Genomic DNA, 16,940 nt, shown 5'->3' on the forward strand with positions numbered 1-16,940 from the left:
GCCGCAGGGGCTTGAAAGATCGCCTCAATCGCCGGCGGGGCTTGATAGATCAAGCCCCGCCGGCGATTGAGGCGCGGGGTCCGGGGCAGAGCCCCGATCTTTTAGGCGGTGCCGCGGCGCCGGCGTCAGGCCCCAGCCACGATGCGGCCCGTGACCTCGCCCAGGTGGATGCGGGAGTCGGACGGGGCGGGGGCCCAGGCGGTGAGGGTGACTACGTCGTCGTTTTCCAGGAAGCCGCGTTTGCCGGTGGGGAGGTCGAGGGGCTGTTGGCCGTTCCAGGTGATCTCGATGAGGGAGCCGCGCTCGTTGTCCTCCGTGCCGCTGATCGTGCCCGAGCCGTAGAGGTCGCCGGTGCGCAGGGAGGCGCCGCCCACCGTCATATGGGCGAGCATCTGGGCGCCCGTCCAGTACATACCGGAGAAGGGGGGTTCGGAGATGACCTGGCCGTTGAGGGTGACCGTGATGTGGAGGTCGTAGCCGGCCGGTTCGTCGGCGGCGTCCGCACCCGTGTCGTCCAGGTACGGCAGCAGCGGCACCGTCCGCTCCGGCGGGGGCACACGGGCCGCGTCCAGGGCCTCAAGTGGCGTGATCCACGCGGAGATCGACGTCGCGAACGACTTGCCGAGATGCGGGCCGAGCGGCACCGTCTCCCAGTTCTGGATGTCGCGCGCAGACCAATCGTTGAGGAGGCAGAGGCCGAAGACGTGGTCCCGGAACCCCGTCAGCGGTACCGAGGTGCCCTGCCGTGACGGGACGCCGACCACGTAGCCGACCTCCGTCTCGATGTCGAGGCGGACGGACGGGCCGAAGACCGGGGCCGCGTCGGCCGGGGCCTTGCGCTGGCCCGAGGGCCGCACCACGTCCGTGCCGGAGACGACGACCGTGCCGGAGCGGCCGTGGTAACCCACCGGAAGGTGCTTCCAGTTGGGCTTCAGCGGCTCCTCGTCGGGACGGAAGAGCCGGCCGAGGTTCGAGGCGTGGTTCTCGGAAGCGTAGAAGTCGACGTAGTCCGCGACCTCGAACGGGAGGTGCAGGGTGACCGAGGAGAGGGGGTGCAGGAAGGGGCGGACGGCCTCGCGGTGGGCCGGGACCGTGACCCAGGCCGTCAGGGCGCGGCGCACGTCCGACCAGGTCGTACGACCGGCGGCCAGCAGGGAGTTGAGGCTCGGGCGGGCCAGGACCGTGACGTACGGGGAGCCGAGGGCCGCGGCGGCGGCGCCCGCGTCCAGGACGTGGTCCCCGATCCGGACACCCACCGAGCGCCCGCGGTCACCCGAGGCGCCTGATGCGTCGCCCGAGGTGTCGTCCCCCAGGGAGAAGACTCCGTACGGAAGGTTGTGCGGGCCGAAGGGGTGGCTTTCTGGGAGGTCGAGTGGGTCGAGACCGTCGAGCGGGGTGTGCTCGGACGCGTACGCGGACTCGGAGGTGCCTGCGGGTGCCATGCCTGCGGGCCTCGCTTTCCATTCGGGTGCGCCACACGTTACGTGGGAGGTGCCGGTGAGCGGCAGTGCCTAAAGAGTTCGCAATGTCCGAATGACCCGTTGATGGAGTGGTGGGTTCCGGCTTAGCGTCATTGTCCGGTGGGCACGGACGGGGCTGAGGCCCCGTATTCAAGGTCCGGGTCCGAGGGGGGACACGTGGGGGGACCCGTGGCCGGGAGCGCCGGGAGTGTCAGCAGTGCCGGAAGCGTGCCGTTCGCCGTGGACCGTGATGTCCCGGGCCTGATCGTGAAGTTCGGCGACTACCCGCTGCACCACGGAGGGGTGGGCGCGATCCGCAGCCTGGGGCGGCTCGGCGTGCCGATGTACGCGATCACCGAGGACCGGTACACGCCCGCCGCGGCCTCGCGCTATCTGTGCCGGGCCTTTCCGTGGCGCACGACGGGGACGGAGGGACCTGAGCGGCTCGTCGAAGGACTGCTGCGCGTCGCCCGCCGGATCGGCCGGCCGACGGTGCTGATCCCGACCGACGAGGAGGCCGCGGTCCTCATCGCCGAGCACCAGGACCCGCTCGCCGGTGCGGGCCTGCTCTTCCCGCGGGTGGAGCGGGAGTTGCCGCGCCGCCTCGCGAGCAAGCAGGGCCTGCACGAACTGTGCGTGGAGCACGGCATCCCGTCGCCGACGGCCGCGTTCCCGGCCTCGTACGCGGACATCGAGGAGTTCGCGCTGAAGGCCCGGTTTCCGGTCGTGGCGAAGAACCGGGAGGCGTTCACCCGCCGCTCGCGGCCCGCCGTCAACGGGACCACGAGGATCGCGACCCCGGAGGACTTGCGTCAACTCGCCCTGGACTGGGGCGAGGAGCCCGGAGTGATCCTCCAGGAGTACCTGCCGCGCGAGGACGCCGAGGACTGGATCGTGCACGCGTACTTCGACCAGGACTCCACGCCGCTCGCGATGTTCACCGGGGTCAAGGTCCGCTCCTGGCCGCCGCACGCGGGCATGACGGCGAACGCGTACGTCGTCGACAATCCGGAACTCGCGGACGTCGCCGCACGTTTCATCAAACAGATCGGTTTCACCGGAATCATCGACCTCGACCTGCGCTTCGACCGGCGCGACGGACAGTACAAGCTGCTCGACTTCAATCCGCGGATGGGCGCCCAGTTCCGCCTCTTCGAGAACGAGGCGGGCGTCGATGTCGTCCGTGCCATGCACCTCGCACTCACCGGCCGCACCGTTCCGGAGGGGGAACAGCGGGCGGGACACCGCTACGTCGTCGAGAACATCGACCTGCCGGCCCTGCTGGCGTACCGGCGCAGCGGCTATACGACCCCGCACGCCCCGTCCCGCGCGAGCGGCACGGAGCTGGCGTGGTGGGCGGCCGACGATCCGCGGCCGTTCTTCACGATGCTCGCCCGGCTCGTACGGCCCGGGGCGAGGCATCTGTACCAGCTGTGGCGGACCAACCGCCGCGGCAGCCGAAGTAGATGACGCGTCGTCGTCCTGGGGAGGGGCTTCGTGAATCATCCGGTAGCAGTCATAGGGGCGGGCCCCTACGGCCTGTCCACCGCGGCGCACTTGAGGGCGCGCGACATACCCGTCAGGGTCTTCGGGGAACCCATGGTGAGCTGGCGCTCGCACATGCCCGAAGGCATGATCCTCAAGTCCGTGCCGTCCGCGTCGAACATCGACGCGCCGCAGCGCGGACACAAGCTGGTCGACTACTGCGACGCGGCCGGGATCAAGCGCCTCGTCACGGACGAGGACCTGATATCCGCCGACACGTTCGTGGCGTACGGCGACTGGTTCCAGAAGAAGCTGGTGCCCGACCTGGAGCGGGTGCGGGTGGTCTCCGTGGACCGGCGCGGGCGCGAGGGCTTCGAGCTGAAGCTGGACTCGGGCGAGCAGTTCACGGCGCGGGCGGTGGTCGTCGCCACCGGCCTGTCAGGACTTGAGTACCTGCCGGGGGAGTTCACCGCGGCCGTGCCGGACGGACCCGCCCCCACGGGCCCGGTCTCGCACAGCGCGCAGCACCACGACCTGTCCCGGTTCGCGGGCAAGGAGCTGATCGTCGTCGGGGCGGGCCAGTCCGCCCTGGAGACGGCGGCGCTCGCGGCGGAGGCGGGCGCGAGCGTGACGGTGGTCGCGCGCGGCAGGGGCCGGGTCCGCTTCGGGGCGCCGCCGTGGCAGCAGCCGAGGTTCCGCCCGGAGACCCCGTTCGGCAATGCGTGGTCGTTGTACGCGCTCACGTACTACCCGCACCCGTACCGCCATCTCCCGCCGCAGGCACGGCACTTCCTGGTCAGGCGGGTGCTCGGACCGTTGGGCGCGTGGTGGCTGAAGGAGCGGTTCGAGGGCAAGGTCGCGGTGCGGGACATCGCGGGGATCGAGCGGGTGACGGTGTCCCGGGGCGTGCCCGTCCTGGGCGTGCGGACGCTAGGCGGCCGCGCCGCCGACCTGTCCGCCGACCATGTCATCGGGGCGACGGGGTACCGGGTGGACCTGGCGGCGATGCCGTTCCTGGGGGAGGGGTTGCGCACGCGGCTCGCCTCCAGCCGGGGTACGCCGCGGCTCGGCGCCGGGTATGTGTCGTCCGTTCCCGGCCTGTACTTCACCGGGATGCTGGGCGGATCCTCGTACGGTCCCGTCATGCGCTTCGTCTGCGGCACGGAGTTCGCCTCGCCCCGGCTCGCCGGGCATCTGGCGTCGGCGCACGGGTGAGGCGGTGCCGGTGTCACCGACAACTACCGGTGTGCTCAACCCGGTTGACCCTGTCGGGAAGTAACCCGAACAGATGACATCACCGCGTCGTGACCGGCCGTTCCTCGCCAGGGTGGCCGGTACTCGACGGCTCGGGGGCGCGGCCGGTCCGTATTCTTCGGATCATGCCCGCACCCGCATATGCACTCATCGCCACTGACCTGGACGGCACGCTGCTGCGCGGCGACGACACGGTCTCCGACCGGACCCGCGACGCCCTGGCGGCGGCCGTCGCCGCGGGCGCGCGGCACATCGTGGTGACGGGGCGGCCCGCGCCCCGCGTGAAGCCGATCCTCGACGACCTCGGCGGGAGCGGGCTCGCCGTGTGCGCGCAGGGGGCGCAGCTGTACGACGGCGTGGCGGACCGGCTGCTGTGGTCGCTGACGATCGACCGGGACCTCGCCGAGCAGGCCCTCGGGAAGATCGAGGCCGAGGTCGGTCAGGTGTACGCGGCCGTCGACCAGGACGGGGTGGAGGGCCTCACGCTCATCGAGCCCGGCTACCTCATGCCGCATCCGACGCTGCCCGCGGTACGGGTGCGGGGGCGGGCGGCGCTCTGGGAGCGGCCGATCAGCAAGGTGCTGTTGCGGCATCCGTCGCTGTCCGACGACGCGTTGGCGGCGGTGGCGAGGGCCGCGGTGGGGCCGCTCGCGACCGTCACGATGTCCGGGCCCGGGACGGTGGAGCTGCAGCCGCGTGGGGTGACGAAGGCGACGGGGCTGAGTCTCGCGGCGCGGAGGTTGGGGGTGGGGGCCGGTGAGACGATCGCGTTCGGTGACATGCCGAACGACGTGCCGATGTTCGTGTGGGCGGGGCGGGGGGTGGCGGTGGCCAATGCGCATCCTGAGCTGAAGGCGGTCGCCGACGAGGTGACTTCGTCGAACGAGGCGGACGGGGTGGCGGAGGTCCTCGACCGCCTCTACCGGTAACCCGTCCCCCGGCCACGGGGCTCCGCCCCGGACCCCGCGCCTCAATCGCCGGCGGGGCTTGAAAGATCGGGGCTTGAAAGACGCGCCTCAATCGCCGCAGGGGCTATTTATAGCCCCTGCGGCGATTGAGCAGGCCCGTCCGGCAGGACCTTCGGGAGGCCTCTCACCCCGCCGTGCGCGGGATCCGTCGCTCCCATGTGCGGTGGAAGACGACTTCCTCGCCGTCGCGGCAGATCACCTCGCTGGACGTGATGAACTCCCGGTCCGTGCAGGTGATTTCGGAGCGGGTGGTGACCTTCGCGTCCCAGCCCGTGTCCGGGCGATGCAGGCGGATCGTCCAGTCGGAGCGGGTGCGGGCGGACAGCGGGTCGGACTCGTTGATGACGTACGTCTCCAGCGCGTCCTCGGTGAACTCCAGGCCGTCCGGGTACAGACGCGTGCCGCCGTAGCGCGGGTCGACCTCCAGCTTCCACTCGCCCTCGGCCACGTCCCGTACGACCAGCCGCTCGGGCCGCGGCCCCTCCAGTGTCTCCGGGTAGACGACGCCGAGAGGCTCGGACTGCTCCGGTTCGGCGAAGGTGATGTCCGCGCCCGGCCCACCGCTCCGTACGGGAAGTTCGAGCGCGCTGCCCACCGGGTCGAGCGTGAATCCGGCCTCCGAACCCGGCTGGGGCCAGATCCACGGCCAGTACGCGGACGAGACCGCGAGCCGGATGCGGTGTCCCGCCGGGAAGGCGTGGCCGATGCCGTTCAGCTCGAAGGTGACATCCTCCGTGGTGTCCGGCTCCCACGGCACGTTCTCGGAACGACCATGCCGGGAGGACAGGTTGAGGACGCCGCGCGTCACGAGCGTCGAGGAGCCGTCCGGCGCCACGTCGCACACCCGCGCCACGACCTGCCCGCGCTCCACCGGGCACGTCAGCCGCAGCGTCACGCGCGGCCTGCCGAGTACCCGTACGTCCTGCGGCACCTCGAACTCGAAGCACGCCGACTTCGCGTCCTCCTCCCGCTGGTCGGGCGGCAGATCCGCATCGTTCCCGAACGGGAAGAAGCGGCCCGCGTCCAGGCCGGTGTGCTGCGGCGAACGCACGAGCTGGGGCGGGCCCTGAAGTGCGTACGAGAGGGGGGAGACGTTCGGCGAGGGCCATGACGTGTCGCCGACCCAGTGGCCCGGCAGCCGGTCGTAGACGGTGGCCGGCGGGTGCGAGTCGCTGATCCAGGAGCGGAGCTTGGGCTCGGCCATGACCCCTGTGTCCTCGCCCTTGAGCCAGTGGTCCCACCAGCGCAGCGTCTCCTGGAGGAAGCCGATGGCCGGGCCCGGCGGCAGGCCGCGGTCCGGGTACTGGTGCGACCAGGGGCCGATGATGCCGCGCATCTGCTCGGCCGGGAGGTGCTCGGCGAGGCGCAGCACCGTGTCCCGGTACGGGTCGTGCCAGCCGCCGACCGCGAGCACGCCCGCCTTGATCGCGGAGTAGTCCTCGCAGACGCTGCCGTGCCGCCAGTAGTCGTCGCGGGTCTGGTGGTCGAGCCAGGTGTGGATGAACGGGTCGACGGCGTCGAGGCGCTTCGTCCACATGTCCTTCCAGCCGTCGCCCACGTACTTCGGGTCCGGCGGTCGCGACACGAACGCGAGCATCGTCGCCGCCCACGCGTGCATGTCGACGGCGAGCACGGAGCCGCCCATGTAGTGCACGTCGTTGTCGTAGCGGTCGTCCGCCGAGCAGACGGTCACGATCGCCTTCAGCGGCTCGGGGGCGAGGGCCGCGATCTGGAGGGAGTTGAAGCCGCCCCAGGAGATGCCGAACATGCCGACCTTGCCGGACGACCAGGGCTGCGCGGCGAGCCAGTTCACGACCTCCACGCCGTCGGCGAGCTCCGTCTCGGAGTACTCGTCGGTCGGCATGCCCTCGCTGTTGCCGTGCCCGCGCACGTCCACGCGTACGGAGGCGTAGCCATGACCCGCGTACCAGGGGTGCCGCTGCCAGTCGCGCGGCGCCGTCCAGTCGGAGGTCCGGTAGGGGAGGTACTCCAGGAGCACCGGCACGGGATCGTCCGTCACCGGGCGCCATACGCGGGCGAAGAGCGTCGTCCCGTCGGACAGGGGTACGCGGATGTCCTCGCGGACCGTTCCGTACGGGAACTCGGATCGGATGTGGGGGGAAGCAGGGCTCATGGGAGTACCTCAGTGAACGGGGTGCATGGTGCGGCGCAGCCACGGCGCCAGGGCGATCACGGCGATACCGACCGCGACCGCGATCGCGCCGTTGACGCCGAAGTAGGCGGGGGTCGAGACCTCGCCGTAGACCTTGACCACCTGGGCCTGGATTCCGTTCGCGAGTGCGAGCGAGAGGAACCAGAGCGACATGGTCTGGCTGGCGAAGGCCTTCGGGGCGAGCTTGGTCGTCGCCGACATGCCGGACGTCTCGACGAGGATGTCGCCGAGCCCGAGCAGCAGGTACGAGCCGACGATCCACCAGGCCGCCATCTTGTACGTGTCACCGCTGTGGCCGGACGTCGGCAGCGCCATCAGCACGAACGACAGGCCGCCCAGGATCACGCCGATCGCGATCTTGTTGGAGGCGTGCGGCTGGCGCTTGCCCATCCGCACCCACAGGCCCGCCACGACGGGGGCCAGCGCCACCTCGAAGGCGCCGAGCGCGGAGGCGTACCAGCTGGTGGGGAAGTCGAAGCCGAGGATGGTCGACTCGGCGTTCGAGGCGGCCAGCAGCATCATCGTCGAGTACGCCTGGAACAGGATGAAGTTGAAGGCGACGGAGGCGATGAAGAGGACCAGGTAGGGCTTGAGGCGGCCGCGTTCCTCCGCCGTGACCCGGGGGCTCCTGAACATCACCACGAAGTACACGATCGGCGCGATCACCGAGATGTACGTGAGGACGTCGACGAAGCGGCCCATCGTCAGCCACCCGGCCAGGGCCAGGGCCACCGCGACGGCGGCCACCACGACCGCGCCCACGATCATCAGCCGCACCGCCCGGCGCATCCCCTCGGGCGGCAGCGCGTACTCGGCGGCGTCCGTGCGCCCGGCCAGGTGACGGCGGCCCGCGACGTACTGGATCAGGCCGAACGTCATGCCGACGGCGGCGGCGGAGAAGCCCCAGTGCCAGCCCTTGTGGTCGCCGAGCCAGCCGGTGATCAGCGGTCCCGCGAACGCGCCGATGTTGATGCCCATGTAGTAGAGCGCGAAGCCGGCGTCGCGGCGTTCGTCGGCGGTCCGGTACAGCTTGCCGACCATCGAGGCGACATTCGGCTTGAGCAGGCCGGTACCGGCACTGATCAGGCCGAGCCCGACCCACGTCATCGTGGGCGTGGGCACCGCCATCGAGTAATGTCCGCAGGCGATGAGGATGCCGCCCAGCAGGACGGCGCGGTACGAGCCGAGGATCCGGTCGGCGAGCCAGCCGCCCGCGACCGAGACGAGGTAGACGAGCGTGCCGTACGCCGCCGAGACCGAGGCCGCGTTGCCGGGGTCCATGCCCATGCCGCCGTGCGCGACGGTGTCGGCGAAGTACAGGACGAGGATGGCCTGCATGCCGAGGAACGAGAACCGTTCCCAGACCTCCAGGCCGGAGAGGGTGAGCAGGCCCTTTGGCTGGCCGAAGAAGGCCGTGTCGTCCTCAGGGGGCGGTGTGCTGCCCGTGTCGGTCTCGGTGCGGGACAAAGTACGTACTCCAGGTCGTCTGTGCTGATCAAGAACATACCGGTGGTGTCGCGAGGCCGCCTGGTCCGGGGTGTTCGGGCGGGCGCCACCTGTGATCGAAACGCGACCGGATACGCTGACTTGAGTGATGGCAGCGACACATCGACAAACCGTGTCATCGACCGACTGATCGACCGAGTTCGCCATGTGATCGTCAGCAGACAGGAGACCCACTCGTGACCGTCGTCGGGACTTTCGGTCTTAGCGTGCGGGACCAGGCTCTCGAAGCCGATGTCCAGGCCGGATTGGCGGCTGTCGAGGAGGGACTGCTCGAAGCCACCAAGAGCGAGGTTCCCTTCATCACGGAGGCCGCCCAGCATCTGGTACGCGCCGGTGGCAAGCGGTTCAGGCCGCTGCTCGTGACCCTCGCGGCCCAGTTCGGCGACCCGTACGCGCCGGGGATCGTGCCCTCCGCCGTCGGCGTCGAGCTCACCCACCTCGCGACGCTGTACCACGACGACGTGATGGACGAGGCGGACGTACGGCGCGGGGTGCCGAGCGCCAACCAGCGCTGGGACAACTCGGTGGCCGTCCTCACCGGCGATTTTCTCTTCGCGCGCGCGTCGCACACGCTCGCCGACCTCGGCCCGGACGTCGTCCGGATCCAGGCGGAGGCGTTCGAGCGGCTCGTCACCGGCCAGATCCTGGAGACGGCCGGACCGGCCGACGGGCGGGACCCGGTCGACCACTATCTGGACGTGCTCAGCGGGAAGACCGGCTCGCTCATCGCCGTGGCGTGCCGCTTCGGCGCGATGATGTCCGGGGCCGACGAGACCGTGGTGGATGTGCTCACCCAGTACGGGGAGCGGCTCGGCGTCGCCTTCCAGCTCGCCGACGACGTGCTCGACATCGCGTCCGACTCGCACGAGTCCGGGAAGACGCCCGGGACGGATCTGCGTGAGGGGATCGCCACGCTGCCGGTCCTGCGGTTGCGGGAACGGGCCGAGCGGCTCGGGCTCGCCGAGGACAAGGAGCTGGTCGAGCTCCTGGACTCGGACCTCGGGGACGACGAGCGGCTCGCCGAGGCGGTCGCGCGGTTGCGGGGGCATCCGGCGCTGGAGCAGGCGCGGCGTGACACGGTGCGCTTCGCGGAGGAGGCGAGGGCGGTGTTGGCGCCGTTGCGGGAGTGTGAGGCGAAGGTGGCGTTGGTGGAGTTGTGCGATGCGGTGGTGCATCGGGCGGGTTGACCTCCGCCGGTCGCGGGGCTCTGCCCCGGACCCCGCGCCTCAACACCGTGGGCGGCGTGGCCCCTTCGGGCAGCTGTGACCTCGGGGCCCGGGCCACGTACCTCGGTCGGCGGCGTCTCCCCTAAGGGGCGGGGGAGACGCCGCCGCTGTGTGTCATCCCGTAGGCGTACGCGGAGTTGATCCCGGGGTCTGACGCTTCCTTGTGGCCGGTTTGGTCAGATTGGGTACACCATCCCAGACCAATCCGGGTGAGAATGGCGGCTCGGGGTGGACGCAGACTGGACGAGTGCACAGGACGGTAAGCCGCCGCCGATCACGGAGGTAGGGCAAGAACATGGCACCGTACGCATCCGAAGACAACGGAGACACCGAGGGCGCCGGGCGGCGGAAGGTCTTCCGCTACGCGGTCCCCGTGGCCGTGGTGGGGGTGGCCGCGGCGACGATCGGGCTCGTTCCGGCGCTCGCCAGCTCGGGCGACCCGGACCTTCCGAAGGTCACAGCGCGACAGCTCATCGAGAAGATCGCCAAGTCGGACACCGAGCAGCTCTCCGGCACCGTGAAGATCAACACGGACCTGGGCCTGCCCTCCGTCGGCGGCGCCGCGGGCGGCGGCCTGATGGGTGGCGGCAGCGAGGGTGGCGGCGAGGGCGGCTCATCGGCCGACCCGCAGTCGAAGCTGACCGAGCTGGCCACCGGTTCGCACACGCTGCGCGTCGCGGCGGACGGCGCGGACCGGCAGAAGCTGTCGGTGCTCGACGACACGTCCGAGTACAGCGTGATCCACAACGGCGACGACGTGTGGGCCTACGACAGCAAGTCGGACGAGGCGTACCACGCGAAGCAGAAGCAGGGCGCGGACCACGGCAGCTCGGGCGACCACGCGAAGAAGGCCCCGAAGGGCGTTCCCGCCACGCCGAAGGAGCTCACGGACGAGGTCCTCAAGGCAGGCGGCGACACCACGTCGTTCACCGTCGACGGGACCTCGCAGGTCGCGGGCCGGGACGCGTACCGGTTGCAGATCAAGCCGAAGCAGTCCGGTTCGACGGTCGGCGCGATCACCGTGTCCGTGGACGCGAAGACCGGCACGCCGCTCAAGTTCAGCCTGACCCCGGCGGGCGGCGGCGCGGCCGTGGTCGACGCGGGCTTCACCAAGGTCGACTTCGCGAAGCCGGCCGCCTCCACCTTCGACTTCAAGCCGTCGAAGGGCACGAAGGTCACCGAGGCGGACGACGTCGCGAAGGCGCAGCGCAACGAGCGGGGGGCCACACCCGAGGACCTCAAGGCCAAGGACCTCAAGGCCGGCGGCCTCGACGACCTGAACGTCATCGGCAAGGGCTGGACCTCGATCGCCGAGCTGAAGCTGCCGAAGGAGGCCGGTGGCCTGGCCGCGGGCAAGGGCTCGGCCGAGATGCCGCCCGACGCGCAGAAGTTCCTGAGCTCGCTGGGTGACCAGGTGAAGGGCGAGTTCGGCTCCGGGACCGTCTACTCGACCCGCCTCGTGAACGTACTGGTCACCGAGGACGGGAAGGCGTACGCCGGTGCGGTCACCAAGGACGCGCTGGTGAAGGCGGCCAACGCGGGCTGATTCAGCGGTGGTTCACGGTGAGGGGGTGGTGCGCACCACCCCCTCACCCGTATGCGGAGGAGGGGCATGGAGGAGCAACCGGTCACGGATCCGGCCATCGAGACGCGGGAGCTCAGCAAGCGGTACCGGGGCGGGCAGCTCGCCGTCGACGGGCTCAGTCTGAGCGTCCCGCAGGGCGCCGTCTTCGGCTTCCTCGGGCCGAACGGCTCCGGCAAGACGACCACCATCCGGATGCTGATGGGGCTGATCGAGCCGACCTCGGGCGCTGCCCGAGTCCTCGGCCACTCCATGCCGCGCGCGGCGTCGACCGTGCTGCCGCAGGTGGGCGCGCTGATCGAGGGGCCCGCCCTGTACGGCTTCCTCACCGGCCGGGACAACCTGCTGCGCTACGACTCCGCCGACCCGACCGCCGACCCCCGCACCCGCAGGGCGCGGGTCGAACAGGCCCTCGACCGGGTGGGCCTGGAGGCGGCGGCGGGCAAGAAGGCCAGGGCGTACTCGCTCGGCATGAAGCAGCGGCTCGGCCTTGCCGCGGCCCTGCTCACACCGCGCCGGCTGCTCGTCCTCGACGAGCCGACGAACGGGCTCGACCCGCAGGGCATGCGGGAGATCAGAAGCCTGGTACGGGAGTTGGCCTCCGACGGCACGACCGTCTTTCTCTCCTCGCACCTTCTCGACGAGATCGAGCAGGTCTGTACGCACGCCGCGGTGATGGCCAAGGGCCGCCTCCTGACTCAGGGGCCCGTCGCCGAACTGGCCGCGGGCGTACGCGGAAAGCTCGCCGTCACGACCCCGGACCCGGCCGACGCCGCGCGCGTCCTCAAGGAGCACGGGCTGACCGTCCTCGAAACGGAGGACGAGCGGGTCACGGCCGAACCACCCCCTCCCGAAATGGACGTGGCGGAACTGAACACGGCACTGGTCACCGCGGGCGTGCGCGTGCGCGGCTTCGGCGTCGAGCGGGCCTCGCTGGAGGACGCGTTCGTCGCGCTGACGGGGGAGGGCTTCGATGTCGCGGGTTGAGACGCTTGAGGCGCCCCGGCCGAAGGCCTTGTGGACGTTCGGGCTGCTGCGCAGCGAGCTGACCGTGACCCTGCGCCGCTGGCGCACGCTCGCCCTGCTCGCGGTCCTCGCCGGTGTGCCGATCCTGATCGGTGTCGCCGTGAAGATCGAGACGGGCGGGGACGGGTCGGCGGGCGGAGGCGGCGGTCCCGCGTTCATCGCGCAGATCACCAACAACGGCCTGTTCCTGGTGTTCACCGCGCTCGCCGCGACGCTCCCGTTCTTCCTGCCCATGTCGGTCGGCGTCGTCGCGGGCGACGCCGTGGCGGGCGAGGCGAGCTCCGGGACGCTGCGCTATCTGCTCGTCGCCCCCGCGGGCCGGACCCGTCTGCTGCTCACCAAATACGCGACGGTGCTCGCCTTCTGCCTGCTCGCGACGCTGGTGGTGGCGGTCTCCGCGCTCCTCACCGGGATGCTGCTGTTCCCGCTCGGCGACGTGGTCACCATCTCCGGCACGCGGATCGGCTTCGGCGAAGGGCTGTGGCGCGCGTTCCTGATCGCGCTGGTGGTCGCGGCGTCCCTGGTCGGTATCGCGGCCGTCGGCCTGTTCGTCTCGACGCTCACCGGCAGCGGCATCGCGGCGATGGCGACGACGGTGGGCCTGCTGATCACCGTCCAGATCCTCGACCAGATCCCGCAGCTGCACGCGATCCAGCCCTATCTGTTCTCGCACCAGTGGCTGTCCTTCGCCGACCTGATGCGCGCGCCGGTGTACTGGGACGACGTGGTCAAGAACCTCGAACTGCAGGCCTTGTACGCGGCGGTGTTCGGCTCCGCGGCGTGGGCGCGGTTCACGGCGAAGGACATCACGTCGTGAACCGCGCAGCGGACAGTGTCGGTCAGACGGTCCTGGTGGGATACGGGGTCTCGGACCGGGCGGCGTTCCGCGGCGGCTGGTCGCCACGCCGGGGGCGGGCGAGGAGGAAGCCGACGGGGGCGCTCACCAGGACCGAGGAGTAGAACGGCCAGAAGCTCCAGTCCAGGCCGGGGAAGACCGCGTACGGGTTTCCCGAGACCGAGGGGGAGAAGAAGGTGGCGACCAGGATCGCCGCCGTGCTCCCGTAGACGCAGCGCTTCATGGCCGCCGCGGACATGGGGCGGTCGCTGCGCAGCGAGTGGATCACGAGCGGGAGGACCGACGAGGTCGTCACCGTGTAGGACAGGACCAGCCAGAACATCGGGCTGACGTCGGGAGTGAGGGCGGCGAGCAGAATGCTCACCCCGCCGACGATGCTCATGGTGAGGCGGGCGCGGCCCGCGCTGATGCTCGTCGTGCCGTCGGCCTTGAGCCCTTCCGGCTTGGCCACCGGGCCGCCGGCGCCGAGGTCGCGGACGACGGAGGCGGCCGTGGACAGCAGGAGGACGGAGGCGGCCGCGAGGACCGTCAGGAAGGTGGTGCAGAGCCCGAACAGCAGCCACTTGCCGAGCCCGTCCTCCGAGCCGTCCAGGGCGATGGCGAGGCGGGTGATGATGTTTCCGCCGAACTGCCCCTGGGACACGAGGTCCTTCTGGGGCACGAGGGCCGCCGCGCCGACGCCGATGAGGGCCGCCAGGGCGCACAGCGGGGCGATGACGGCGAAGCCCACGCCCGCGACGCGGCGGGCGGCGCGCGGATGCGGAGCGTCGGTGAAGCGCGCGATGAGGTACGGCATGAAGGCCGCGCCCGTCAGTACGCAGGAGCAGAACGCGGCGAGGTCGATGAATCCGATGGGGCCGTTGCCGAAGAGCTGGCCCATCTCCAGAAAGCCGGCCGATCCGCTCCGGTGCCGGTCGGCGGCGTTGACCAGCGCGCCGAAGTCCCCGCTGAACCTGATCACGACCAGGAGCGCGAGGATCGGGGCGATGAGCATCAGCCCGCCGATCTTGACGAGCTGCAGCACGGTCGCGCCCCGAGTGGCGCCGATCGCCGCGCAGGCGACGATCAGGGCACCCATCAGCACGATGAGGATCTGCCGGGTCGCGAGGTCGTCGATGCCGACCATCCGGGCCGTGTCGCCGATGGGCTGCAACTGGGCGGTGATCAGCGGCACCGTCGCGGTGAGCAGGGCGACGCCGGCGGCACGGCGGCCGGGCCCCGGGGGCAGATGACGGGTGACGGTCTCGCCGAACGACCGCCCGCCGATGCCCGCGAGGCGCTTCGCCAGCCACTGCCGCATCAGGAGCGGTGAGAGTGCGGCGCACGTGGCGACGGCCACACCGTCGCCGCCGGCCACGGCCACGACCCCGACGAGGAACATGATCGCGGCGGCGTTCGCGATGTCACCGGCGTAGGCGAGCCCGATCAGGCGGGCCCCGAGTCGGTTGCCCTCGCCGACGCGGAAGAACTCGTCCCCGACGCGGAGGTCGGGGCTGGCCCACATCGACAGGAACAGGCAGGCGCCGATGAAGAGAAGGAACAGGAGCAGGGCGACGGTGAGGCTGCCGTTGAAGTCCCCCATCACGCACCGTCCCCGTGGTCCGGGCGCGGGCCGGTGGCGCCCAGGAGGCGTCCGTAGGTCAAGGCTCCTCCAGGAGCAGAACAAGTTGCTTCAGTCGCGGGCGGGACGCGACGTGGGCATCGACCGCCCGTAGGGTCGACCACAGGTTACTGGCGGTTAGGAGGAGCGCTGAGAGTCGAACGGAGGGGATTCGGCGAAGAGTTGGTGACCGGACGGGCCGCCGACCGGTCGGCCCGGTACGCGCCGGGTACGCGCCGGGTCAGTGCAGGCAGAACTCGTTCCCCTCGGGGTCGGCCATCAGCAGCCACTCCCCGCCCTGCCCCTTCACCTCGTTCAGGAGGCGCGCGCCGAGACCGGTGAGCCGCTCGGCCTCGGCCGCCCGCTGCCCGGCCTGTGTGTGTACGTCGATGTGCAGCCGGTTCTTGCCTTCCTTGGCCTCGGGCACCCGCTGGAACAGGATCCGGCGGCCGAGCCCGGTGCCGGTGTCCGCGTCCACCGGGTCGTCAGGGTGGCGGACGGCGACCAGGTCGCGGAAGGACCGGCGCTCCCACCGTGTCACGGTGTCGGCCTCGGCCACGGCGCCGAACCCGAGGAGCCGCTCGATCAGTGCGGCGTTGTCCTCGATCTCGTAGCCGAGGGTGGCCGCCCAGAACTCGGCCTGTGTGTGCGGATCGGCGGCGTCCACGACGAGCTTCCAGTGCAGGGTCATGCACCAGTTATAGGCCGAACTTCCTCCGCCGGGGCGGAAGTTGGCGTTTGGCGCGCCGATTCTGCCGCCGCCTCGGCCAGTCGGGTCCGGTTGATCCGCGCCGTGCGCAGCGCGTCCCAGGTCAGAACGGCGAGCGCCAGCCACACCAGGGAGAAGCCGGCCAGCCGCTCGGCGGGCATCGCCTCGTGGAAGTACCAGACGCCCAGCACGAACTGGAAGACGGGCGTCAGGTACTGAAGGAGCCCCAGTGTCGACAGCGGCACCCGGATCGCCGCCGCGCCGAAGCACACCAGCGGAAGGGCCGTGATGAGCCCGGACGACGCGAGCAGCGCGGCGTGTCCCACTCCCTCCGTCCCGAAGGTCGAGCGGCCCTGCGCCCCCAGCCACAGCAGGTAGGCGAGTGCGGGCAGGAACTGCACGGTGGTCTCGGCGGCGAGCGACTCCAGGCCGCTCATGTTCACCTTCTTCTTCACGAGCCCGTACGTGCCGAACGAGAACGCGAGCACCAGCGAGATCCACGGCGGCTGCCCGTACCCGACGGCGAGCACCAGGACGGCGACGACGCCGGTCCCGACGGCCGCCCACTGCGCGGGCCGCAGCCGCTCCTTCAGCAGCAGGACGCCGAGCGCGATCGAGACGAGCGGGTTGATGAAGTACCCGAGGGAGGCCTCGACGACATGGCCGGAGTTCACGGACCAGATGTAGACGCCCCAGTTGATGGTGATGACGGTCGCGGCGATCGTGACGAGCCCCAGCCGCTTCGGCTGCCGGATCAGCTCGCGCGCCCAGTCCCACTTCCGTACGAAGAGCAGCGCGATGCCGACGACGACCAGCGCCCACACCATCCGGTGGGCCAGCACCTCCACGGCGCCCGCGGGCTTGAGCAGCGGCCAGAACAGGGGGACGAGGCCCCACATCCCGTACGCCGCGAACCCGTTGAGGAGCCCGGTGCGCGCCTCTTTCCGGCTCTCGTCCCGCCCGTCGGGTGCCGCGCCCGCTCCGTCCTGCATGAACCCTCCCTCGTGACACACGGCAGCCCAGCGGCGGCCCCCACGAAGGTAGCCCCGCCGGGCCCCGCCCGTCATGCCCGTATCGCCATACGGTCCTGACGCC

General features: G+C 70.9%; 13 protein-coding genes. 7 read left to right on the top strand and 6 right to left on the bottom strand.

Annotated features, from left to right (window positions below):
* Positions 1-125 precede the first annotated feature (125 nt).
* Positions 126-1,442 carry a fumarylacetoacetase gene (gene fahA, locus ACWD2L_RS33720; RefSeq protein WP_351345825.1) on the bottom strand — a complete coding sequence of 439 codons (1,317 nt, stop codon included), beginning with the start codon at positions 1,440-1,442 and terminating at the stop codon, positions 126-128.
* 246 nt (positions 1,443-1,688) lie between these two features.
* On the opposite strand from fahA, the gene ACWD2L_RS33725 reads away from it, so the two are divergent.
* From ACWD2L_RS33725 to ACWD2L_RS33735, 3 genes are all read left to right on the top strand, one after another.
* Positions 1,689-2,930: a carboxylate--amine ligase gene (locus ACWD2L_RS33725; RefSeq protein ID WP_351345832.1), complete on the top strand. Its 1,242-nt coding sequence runs from the start codon at positions 1,689-1,691 to the stop codon at positions 2,928-2,930.
* A 27-nt stretch (positions 2,931-2,957) separates the two neighbouring features.
* A complete protein-coding gene (locus ACWD2L_RS33730) occupies positions 2,958-4,160 on the top strand; it encodes an FAD-dependent oxidoreductase (protein ID WP_351345827.1) in 1,203 nt (400 codons plus the stop codon).
* Between the two features lie 164 nt (positions 4,161-4,324).
* The gene (locus tag ACWD2L_RS33735; RefSeq protein WP_351345829.1) at positions 4,325-5,128 is read left to right on the top strand and encodes an HAD family hydrolase; all 804 of its coding nucleotides are present in this window, start codon (positions 4,325-4,327) and stop codon (positions 5,126-5,128) included.
* A 163-nt stretch (positions 5,129-5,291) separates the two neighbouring features.
* Here the strand turns inward: ACWD2L_RS33735 and ACWD2L_RS33740 are convergent, their stop codons facing one another.
* Positions 5,292-7,301, bottom strand: a complete 2,010-nt coding sequence (locus ACWD2L_RS33740) for a CocE/NonD family hydrolase (protein ID WP_351345874.1) — start codon at positions 7,299-7,301, stop codon at positions 5,292-5,294.
* Between the two features lie 9 nt (positions 7,302-7,310).
* The gene (locus tag ACWD2L_RS33745) at positions 7,311-8,807 is read right to left on the bottom strand and encodes a peptide MFS transporter (protein WP_351345871.1); all 1,497 of its coding nucleotides are present in this window, start codon (positions 8,805-8,807) and stop codon (positions 7,311-7,313) included.
* Positions 8,808-9,022: 215 nt separating this feature from the next.
* On the opposite strand from ACWD2L_RS33745, the gene ACWD2L_RS33750 reads away from it, so the two are divergent.
* From ACWD2L_RS33750 to ACWD2L_RS33765, 4 genes are all read left to right on the top strand, one after another.
* Entirely contained in the window at positions 9,023-10,033 is a 1,011-nt protein-coding gene (locus tag ACWD2L_RS33750) for a polyprenyl synthetase family protein (RefSeq protein WP_351345868.1), read from the top strand.
* A 334-nt stretch (positions 10,034-10,367) separates the two neighbouring features.
* Positions 10,368-11,618 carry a LolA family protein gene (locus ACWD2L_RS33755; RefSeq protein WP_351342328.1) on the top strand — a complete coding sequence of 417 codons (1,251 nt, stop codon included), beginning with the start codon at positions 10,368-10,370 and terminating at the stop codon, positions 11,616-11,618.
* Positions 11,619-11,684: 66 nt separating this feature from the next.
* Positions 11,685-12,641 carry an ABC transporter ATP-binding protein gene (locus ACWD2L_RS33760; protein ID WP_351342330.1) on the top strand — a complete coding sequence of 319 codons (957 nt, stop codon included), beginning with the start codon at positions 11,685-11,687 and terminating at the stop codon, positions 12,639-12,641.
* Complete coding sequence (locus ACWD2L_RS33765; RefSeq protein WP_351342332.1) at positions 12,628-13,497, top strand: ABC transporter permease; 870 nt, start codon at positions 12,628-12,630, stop codon at positions 13,495-13,497. Before ACWD2L_RS33760 ends, ACWD2L_RS33765 begins: the two co-directional genes overlap by 14 nt.
* Positions 13,498-13,519: 22 nt before the next feature.
* On the opposite strand, the gene ACWD2L_RS33770 is transcribed toward ACWD2L_RS33765, so the two are convergent.
* From ACWD2L_RS33770 to rarD, 3 genes are all read right to left on the bottom strand, one after another.
* On the bottom strand, positions 13,520-15,118 hold the full coding sequence (locus tag ACWD2L_RS33770; protein WP_351342334.1) for an SLC5/6 family protein: 1,599 nt from the start codon (positions 15,116-15,118) through the stop codon (positions 13,520-13,522).
* Between the two features lie 259 nt (positions 15,119-15,377).
* Positions 15,378-15,827: a VOC family protein gene (locus tag ACWD2L_RS33775; RefSeq protein ID WP_351342336.1), complete on the bottom strand. Its 450-nt coding sequence runs from the start codon at positions 15,825-15,827 to the stop codon at positions 15,378-15,380.
* A complete protein-coding gene (gene rarD, locus ACWD2L_RS33780; RefSeq protein WP_351342337.1) occupies positions 15,824-16,837 on the bottom strand; it encodes an EamA family transporter RarD in 1,014 nt (337 codons plus the stop codon). Before rarD ends, ACWD2L_RS33775 begins: the two co-directional genes overlap by 4 nt.
* Positions 16,838-16,940: the final 103 nt, after the last annotated feature.

The sequence above is a fragment of the Streptomyces sp. NPDC002754 genome (genome assembly GCF_053592315.1).

Excerpts from the sequence above, each read along its gene's own strand:
- fahA (WP_351345825.1), bottom strand. The coding sequence starts at position 1,442 with ATGGCACCCGCAGGCACCTCCGAGTCCGCGTACGCGTCCGAGCACACC.
- ACWD2L_RS33735 (WP_351345829.1), top strand. The coding sequence starts at position 4,325 with ATGCCCGCACCCGCATATGCACTCATCGCCACTGACCTGGACGGCACG.
- ACWD2L_RS33740 (WP_351345874.1), bottom strand. The coding sequence starts at position 7,301 with ATGAGCCCTGCTTCCCCCCACATCCGATCCGAGTTCCCGTACGGAACG.
- ACWD2L_RS33755 (WP_351342328.1), top strand. The coding sequence starts at position 10,368 with ATGGCACCGTACGCATCCGAAGACAACGGAGACACCGAGGGCGCCGGG.
- ACWD2L_RS33760 (WP_351342330.1), top strand. The coding sequence starts at position 11,685 with ATGGAGGAGCAACCGGTCACGGATCCGGCCATCGAGACGCGGGAGCTC.
- ACWD2L_RS33765 (WP_351342332.1), top strand. The coding sequence starts at position 12,628 with ATGTCGCGGGTTGAGACGCTTGAGGCGCCCCGGCCGAAGGCCTTGTGG.
- ACWD2L_RS33770 (WP_351342334.1), bottom strand. The coding sequence starts at position 15,118 with ATGGGGGACTTCAACGGCAGCCTCACCGTCGCCCTGCTCCTGTTCCTT.
- ACWD2L_RS33775 (WP_351342336.1), bottom strand. The coding sequence starts at position 15,827 with ATGACCCTGCACTGGAAGCTCGTCGTGGACGCCGCCGATCCGCACACA.
- rarD (WP_351342337.1), bottom strand. The coding sequence starts at position 16,837 with ATGCAGGACGGAGCGGGCGCGGCACCCGACGGGCGGGACGAGAGCCGG.